The sequence below is a fragment of the Yoonia vestfoldensis SKA53 genome (assembly GCF_000152785.1).
Lineage (GTDB): Bacteria > Pseudomonadota > Alphaproteobacteria > Rhodobacterales > Rhodobacteraceae > Yoonia > Yoonia vestfoldensis_A.
Genome location: NZ_CH672414.1, coordinates 1,187,655 through 1,194,790 on the forward strand (window position 1 = coordinate 1,187,655; position 7,136 = coordinate 1,194,790).

Below are 7,136 nucleotides of genomic sequence, written 5' to 3' on the forward strand. Positions count from 1 at the left end.
CTTTTGTCTGGAATTCGTCATCAATGCGCGACCCCTGCGGCGACGCTTTCATCAATGAATTTGCCTTCGCGGAAACGGAACATCGAAAATTCATCTGTCAGTGGCGAGGCGCCCTTGGCCATCAATTCGGCCATCGCCCAACCTGATCCGGGGATCGCCTTGAACCCGCCCGTGCCCCAGCCGCAATTCACGAACACCCCATCGACAGGGGTTTTCGACAAAATGGGCGAGCGGTCGCCGGTCACATCCACAATCCCGCCCCATTGGCGCAGCATTTTCAGGCGCGCGATCATCGGGAAAGTCTCGATCAGGGCGCGCACGGTTTCCTCGATATGATGGAAACTGCCGCGCTGGGTATAATTGTTATAGCCGTCGGTGCCGCCACCGATCACCATTTCGCCCTTGTCGGATTGCGACATATAGCCATGCACGGTGTTGGCCATCACGACGACATCCATACAGGGCTTGATCGGTTCAGACACCAGCGCCTGCAAGGCCACCGATTCAATCGGCAGCCGGAACCCGGCCATCTGCGCCATCACACCCGAATGGCCCGCAACGACCAGCCCGAGCTTGTCGCAATCAATCGCACCTTTGGTGGTATCGACGCCAACAACGCGGCCCCCATCGCGGCGGATCGCCGTCACCTCGCATTGCTGGATCACATGCATGCCCATATCCGAACAGGCCCGCGCATAACCCCAGGCAACCGCATCGTGGCGCGCCGTACCACCGCGCGCCTGCCACAACCCGCCCAGCACGGGATAACGCGGCCCGTCGATATTCATGATCGGGCAAAGTTCCTTGACCTTCTCAGGGCCGATCCATTCGGTTTTCACCCCTTGCAGCGCATTGGCATGCGCGGTGCGTTTGTAGCCACGGATTTCGTGCTGGGTCTGCGCCAGCATGATCACGCCACGCGGGCTGAACATGACGTTGTAGTTCAGGTCCTGGCTCATGGTTTCATAAAGGCTGCGCGATTTTTCATAGATCGCCGCTGACGGGTCCTGCAAGTAATTCGACCGGATGATCGTGGTATTGCGGCCCGTGTTGCCACCGCCAAGCCAGCCTTTTTCCAGGATCGCCACATTGGTGATGCCGAAATTTTTGCCCAGATAATAGGCCGTGGCCAGCCCGTGACCGCCTGCGCCGACGATGATCACATCGTATTTCGCCCGTGGCGCGGGGTTGGCCCAGGCACGAGTCCAGCCGGTATGCTGGCGGAACGCTTCTTTCGCGATGGCAAAGGCGGAATATCGTTTCATCTGCGCGCGATTCCCTGTCTAAACTATGCCCCTGTCTGGACCTTTCGGGGTATGGAAAGGATACTGCCAGCGGCGTCTGGACCGCGATTTACGACATGCCCGCGACACTGTGAAGGGACGTGGCGTCGCAGGCCCTTTTCACCTTGGCCCATGGCGGCTATGTCGGGGCGAGCAAATGCGTGAGGGCATATGATATTCTGGATTTTGGTCGGCTTGATGACATTGGCCGTGGCGGGTTTGATGGCAATCCCCCTGCTGCGCGCGCCCGATGTGCAAGGCGAAAACCCCGATATCACCATCTACCGCGCGCAACTGGCCGAGATTGACCGCGATCTGGAACGCAGCCTGCTCGACCCGGCAGAGGCAGACCGTTCGCGCACCGAAATCGCGCACCGCCTGCTGGCCGCCAGCCGCAGACAAACCGCCCCGTTGCACCACCACAAACGGCAAGGGCTGACCGCTGTCACAGTGCTGGCCGTGATCGCGGCGGTGACGTTTGCGACCTATACGCAGCTGGGCGCGCCCGGATATGGCGATGTGCCGTTGCAGGCGCGGCTGGCGGCCTCGGACGCCATGCGCGCCAACCGGCCCGCGCAGGTGTTTTTGGAACAGGTGGCGCCACCACCGCCGCCCGTGAATGTCCCCGATGATTACCGCGCCGCCATCGACCAGCTGCGCGACATCGCCCCGACCCGCCCCGACGATCTGGAAGCCTGGTCGCGGCTGGTCTTTCACGAGGTCGAATTGCGCAATTATTCCGGTGCCGCCGTGGCACAGGAACGCGTGGTCGCGATCATCGGCGATGACGCGCAACCTGCCGACTTTGTCCGCCTGCTGGACCTGCTGGTCGTCGCGGCCGGTGGGCTTGTCTCGCCCGAGGCCGAACAGGTGATCCGCGATATCCTGGCGCGTGACGAGAGTAACGCCGCCGCGCGGTATTATTTGGGGCTGCTCTACGACCAGACCGACCGGCCCGATCTGGCCTATCGTCTGTGGCGCGATCTTGCCGAAAACGGTGATCTGGCCAGTTTCCACGTCGCCTCGGCCCGCCAGCTGATCGAGGATGCGGCCTTTCGCGCGGGTGTCGATTACACCCTGCCAGAGGTGCGCGGCCCATCTGCAGATGACATTGCCACAGCGCAGGACATGACCCCCGAAGACCGGCAGGCGATGATCGGCGGCATGGTTGCGGGCTTGGCCGACCGGCTGGCCAATGACGGCGGCACCGCGGCCGATTGGGCGCGGCTGATCACGGCTTATGGCGTGCTGGGCGAAACCGACAGCGCCCGCGCGATCTGGGTCGAGGCGGCGGATGTCTTTGGTGCCAATGCCGAGGCGATGGCGACCCTGACCCAAGCCGCACGCAACGCAGGCGTGGCGGAATGATCTGTGCCACGCCCGAGGATTTCGCGGCCCAACTGCCACGGCATGGTGCTGTCGCGGGGCTGGATCTGGGGACGGTGACGATCGGGGTGGCGGTGTCGGACCTGATGCGCAGCGTGGCGACCCCGCTGGAAACCATCAAGCGCCGCAAATTCACGCTCGACGCCGCGCGGCTATTCGAAATCACGACCCACCGGATGATCGCGGGGCTGGTGCTGGGCCTGCCGCGCAACATGGACGGGTCCGAAGGGCCGCGCTGTCAGGCGACCCGCGCCTTTGCCCGCAATCTTGAAAAATTAACGCCGCTGCCGATCACCTTTTGGGATGAACGTTTGTCCACCGTGGCCGCCGAACGCGCGATGCTAGAGGCGGATATGTCCAGAAAGCGTCGCGCAGAGCGGATCGACAACATCGCAGCCAGCTATATTCTGCAAGGCATGCTGGACCGGCTGCGACATCTGGAGGCGCGCGCGTGACCATCCCCGAACCGACCGACCACATCTGGAAACGGGCCGAAATCGACAGCCCCTGCATCAAGATATGCGTGATCCAGCCTGCAACGCGGCTGTGTACGGGCTGTTTGCGCACGATCGACGAGATCAGCACCTGGTCGCGGATGACGCAAGAGGCACGCGCCGCAGTGATGGCGGACCTGCCCGCGCGCAAGGGGCTGGTCGCCAAACGGCGCGGGGGGCGTGCGGGACGGGTGACGTGAGGGGGCAAGACGTTTGCTTAGCCGTTATGAACGACGCAAATTCACCCTGCTTTGTGCCACTTTCAGAACTTCAAAATATCACTGGTCCCAAGCCTTCCACTGAACCGAGACGCAGTGGGATACAAATCTGAAACGGATGAATTGGGCGATTTCAGCAAGAAATGATCCAGTAAGGTGGATCATGATCCACCCTACCCCCTTGGAAACACGAAACACCGGTCTCGCCGGATCATAATCCATAATGGCGTTCCCACCTTTGGCAAAAACACCGATGGCACCGCCGCGCGCAGGATTGACCCATCGAAATCCATGCGGAATTCCACTAGACTTGACGCCCCGATGAACCGCGCGCGCTGCACCACGCCGCGGGCGGGGGTGCCGTCTTGCGGGGTGGGGTTCGGGCCGCGGCCGGCGCGGTCAAAGTCGATCTTCAGATGCTGGGGGCGGATCACGATATCGACCTCGGTGCCGTCCGGCACGCCGGGGGCAAGGAACTGGCCGAATGGCGTATCGGTCAAAGCCCCTTGCACCTTGCCCTTGATCACGTTGATATCGCTGAAAAAACCGGCGGCTTCCAGATCCTTGGGGGCGTTGTAGATATTATAGGGCGATCCGCGCTGCACGATCCGCCCGTCGCGCATCAGCGCGATCTCGTCCGCCATGCGCAAGGCTTCGTTCGGTTCATGCGTGACCAGCAGAACGGCGGTGCCTTCGCTTTTCAAAATCTCCAGCGTCTCGTCGCGGATATCGTCGCGCAGGCGGTCATCAAGGCCGGAAAACGGCTCGTCCATCAGCATGATGCGCGGCTTGGGCGCCAGCGCGCGGGCCAGTGCCACGCGCTGTTGTTCGCCGCCCGACAATTGATGCGGGTAATCATGCAGATAGCGCAGCATGCCGACCTTTTGCAAAAGGTCCGTGACCCGCCCGTCATCGCGCTTTCCGCGCAGCCCGAAACCCACATTCTGCGCGACGGTCAGATGCGGGAACAGCGCAAAATCCTGAAACATCAACCCGATGGACCGGCCTTCGGGCGGCACGCGGTCCACCGTGTCGCAGATCAGCTGGCCATCGACATGGATCGTGCCGCTGTCTTGCATATCGACGCCCGCAATGATCCGCAGCGTGGTGGATTTGCCGCATCCCGACGGCCCCAGCAGGCAGGTCACCTGCCCTGGCATCACCGTCAGGCTGACGTCATCGACCACGCGCCGCCCGGCAAAGGTCTTGACCAGATGGCGGGCGGCAAGGCGTGGCAGTGTCATGCGAACAATCCCTGATCAAAACAATTGGGTTTCGCGGACCTAACAACCCCGCCCTGCCGGTGCAAGTGGCTCAGATCGTCGCGTTGATCGCCCCGCCGTCCAGCACGATATTCTGGCCCAGGATGAACCCGGCATGCTGGCTGCACAGAAACGCGCAGGTCGCGCCGAATTCTTCTGCCGTGCCATAGCGGCGGGCGGGGATCGTCGCCTCGCGCTGTGCCTTGGCCGTGGCCATGTCAATGCCCTGCGCCGTTGCAACGCCAGTATCAAGGCTGATCGCGCGGTCGGTCGCATGGATGCCGGGCAACATGTTGTTGATCGTGACCCCGTGCTGCGCCACCTGCCGCGCGGTGCCTGCGACATAGCCGGTCAGCCCCGCGCGCGCGGCATTGGACAGGCCCAGCTGCGCAATCGGTGCCTTGACCGACCCCGAGGTGATATTGACCACCCTGCCCCAGCCTTTGGCGATCATGCCGGGCAACAGCGCCTTCATCAGCGCGATGGGCGCCAGCATATTGGCATCAAGCGCCTTGATGAAATCATCGCGGTCCCAGTCCGACCACAGCCCCGGCGGTGGACCGCCTGCGTTGGTCACGAGGATATCGACACTGCCCGCAGCATCAAGCAAGCGCGCGCGGCCTTCCTCGGTTGCCACATCGGCGGCCACGGTGGTGACCTGCACGCCGAAACGGGCGCGGATCTCGGCAGCGGTCGCCTCCAGCGCGTCCGCGCCGCGTGCGTTCAGCACAAGGTTCACGCCAGCGGCGGCCAAAGCCTCGGCGCAGCCGCGCCCCAGCCCTTTTGACGATGCGCAGACCAGTGCCGTTTTGCCTGAAATTCCCAGATCCATTGTGTTCCCCCCTTTATTGCGCCCCTGACCTAGCATCCCCGCCGACCAAGGGCAATTTGATCTTACCCCAGTCGCGCCCAGGGTGTAGAGATCGGGGATGGCAAACACCCTGATCACGATCGAAGTGTTCCGCGCCGAGGATGTGTGCGTCATCGACGGTGTGCTGACCGGCGAAATGCTCGGCTTTGCCGACGCGCTGGTTTTGGACGATATCTATGCGCTGGCGGCGACATCCGCGCCGCTGTCGCTGGATCTGGTGACCGGACAGACCGGGCTGCGCCGCAAAACCGGCGCGCGCAATGCGGTGCATCTGGATTGCTGCCTGACGCTGATGGCCGCTGATGGCACCACCCATGACGCGCTGGTGCTGGTCGAGGAAAGCGCGGGCCTTGCCATCGCCATCTATCTGATGGCCTTGGGTGATATCGTGCCGGACCAATCCTATCGGCTGGTCGGGGTCGCGCGCGAAACCGCGACCCGCCGCTTTGCGGACGCGGCGGCAGGGTCATTCGCACGCGGCACGCGGATCACCATGGCGGATGGCCAGATGCGCGGGGTCGAAACGCTGGTCCCCGGCGATCTGGTGCTGACGCGGGATGCAGGCAAACAGCCGCTGCGCCATGTGACACAGGCCACGATGCGCGCGACGGGCCGCTTTGCGCCGGTGGTCATCACCCAAGGCACCCTGCACAATGACGCCGATCTGGTGCTGCGCCCCGACCACCGGATTTTCGTCTATCAACGCAGCGACCTGCTGGGCGCGGGCCATGCAGAGGTGCTGATCCGCGCGCGCCAACTGGTCGATGATGTGACCGTGTTGCGCAGGCGTGGCGGCTATGTCGATTATTTCCAGCTGGTGTTCGACGATCACCACATCATCTATGCCGAAGGGATCGCCGCGGAATCGCATCTGGTCGATGCCACGACCCGCCATGCCATGCCCGCCGATGTGCCGCTGCACCGCCACCGCCCGCATCTGGAATATCAGGTCCGCGACAGCCTGATCGACCCTGCAACGGCAGCGGCGCTGCTACGGCGCGCCTCAACCTCCTGAATTTGCGCGTTCGGCGGCGAAACTGCCGTCAAACAGCTGCAGATCATCGCTCTGCCGCACAGCCCCGCGCGCGATCACGCCAGCGACACCCGCGCCTTGCGGGCCGTGAAAATCGCCCGACATTTCAGCGGTGACGTCATGGGCCGCGGCATTCTGCATCAGGGTGCCAGACAATTCGGCGGTAAATTGGTAATCACGTGCGGCGGCGGCATCGGGGTAAAACCGGCCATCGCTGATCTGCAGATGCCCTGTCACCGGACCAGCCCCGCCTTGCAGATTGCCGATACGCCCGGTCACCGGATCAGGTGCTGCGCCAAAATGGACGCGCAGGTCCAGATCGCCGTCATAGCGGGCAACCGCCGCGCCGCCCAGAGGCAGAGAAAGCCGCACGCGCCCTGCATAGGCCACCTCGCCCATGGTGGGCAACGTGGCAAAAGGCGTGATCCCCGCTGTCGTCACGCGGTCCCGCAAGGCGGCAAAGCCATCCGCAGGCGCACCATTGCCTGCACCGACATCGCCCCCACCCCCGCCGGAACAGGCCGCCAGACCAAAGACGATGCACACACCGAGACACACAAATCGAACCATGCCGCTTTGTCCGGTATTT

The 7,136-nt window shown here is 63.3% G+C and carries 8 protein-coding genes; 4 read left to right on the plus strand and 4 right to left on the minus strand.

Going from position 1 to position 7,136, the window contains the following annotated elements:
- Positions 1-20: 20 nt before the first annotated feature.
- Complete coding sequence (locus SKA53_RS05815) at positions 21-1,265, minus strand: sarcosine oxidase subunit beta family protein (RefSeq protein ID WP_007205151.1); 1,245 nt, start codon at positions 1,263-1,265, stop codon at positions 21-23.
- A 189-nt stretch (positions 1,266-1,454) separates the two neighbouring features.
- Here SKA53_RS05815 and ccmI point away from each other — a divergent pair, with 189 nt between their 5' ends.
- The 3 genes from ccmI to SKA53_RS05830 are packed head-to-tail and all read left to right on the plus strand — an operon-like array spanning position 1,455 to position 3,363.
- A complete protein-coding gene (gene ccmI, locus SKA53_RS05820) occupies positions 1,455-2,651 on the plus strand; it encodes a c-type cytochrome biogenesis protein CcmI (protein WP_007205152.1) in 1,197 nt (398 codons plus the stop codon).
- Positions 2,648-3,124 (plus strand): Holliday junction resolvase RuvX, encoded by a 477-nt coding sequence (gene ruvX / locus SKA53_RS05825; RefSeq protein WP_007205153.1) that lies wholly within the window; start codon positions 2,648-2,650, stop codon positions 3,122-3,124. The genes ccmI and ruvX overlap by 4 nt, the downstream gene beginning before the upstream one ends.
- Positions 3,121-3,363, plus strand: coding sequence for a DUF1289 domain-containing protein (locus SKA53_RS05830; protein ID WP_007205154.1), 243 nt, complete (start codon positions 3,121-3,123; stop codon positions 3,361-3,363). The genes ruvX and SKA53_RS05830 overlap by 4 nt, the downstream gene beginning before the upstream one ends.
- Before the next feature lie 191 nt (positions 3,364-3,554).
- Here the strand turns inward: SKA53_RS05830 and SKA53_RS05835 are convergent, their stop codons facing one another.
- Together SKA53_RS05835 and SKA53_RS05840 are read right to left on the minus strand one after the other, a co-directional pair.
- Positions 3,555-4,625 carry an ABC transporter ATP-binding protein gene (locus tag SKA53_RS05835; protein WP_007205155.1) on the minus strand — a complete coding sequence of 357 codons (1,071 nt, stop codon included), beginning with the start codon at positions 4,623-4,625 and terminating at the stop codon, positions 3,555-3,557.
- Positions 4,626-4,695: 70 nt separating this feature from the next.
- A complete protein-coding gene (locus SKA53_RS05840; RefSeq protein ID WP_007205156.1) occupies positions 4,696-5,475 on the minus strand; it encodes an SDR family oxidoreductase in 780 nt (259 codons plus the stop codon).
- Positions 5,476-5,572: 97 nt separating this feature from the next.
- Here SKA53_RS05840 and SKA53_RS05845 point away from each other — a divergent pair, with 97 nt between their 5' ends.
- A complete protein-coding gene (locus tag SKA53_RS05845; RefSeq protein ID WP_007205157.1) occupies positions 5,573-6,529 on the plus strand; it encodes a Hint domain-containing protein in 957 nt (318 codons plus the stop codon).
- On the opposite strand, the gene SKA53_RS05850 is transcribed toward SKA53_RS05845, so the two are convergent.
- On the minus strand, positions 6,518-7,136 hold a 619-nt coding region (locus tag SKA53_RS05850), incomplete at its 5' end, for a hypothetical protein (protein WP_007205158.1). The two genes, SKA53_RS05845 and SKA53_RS05850, sit on opposite strands and share 12 nt — an antisense overlap.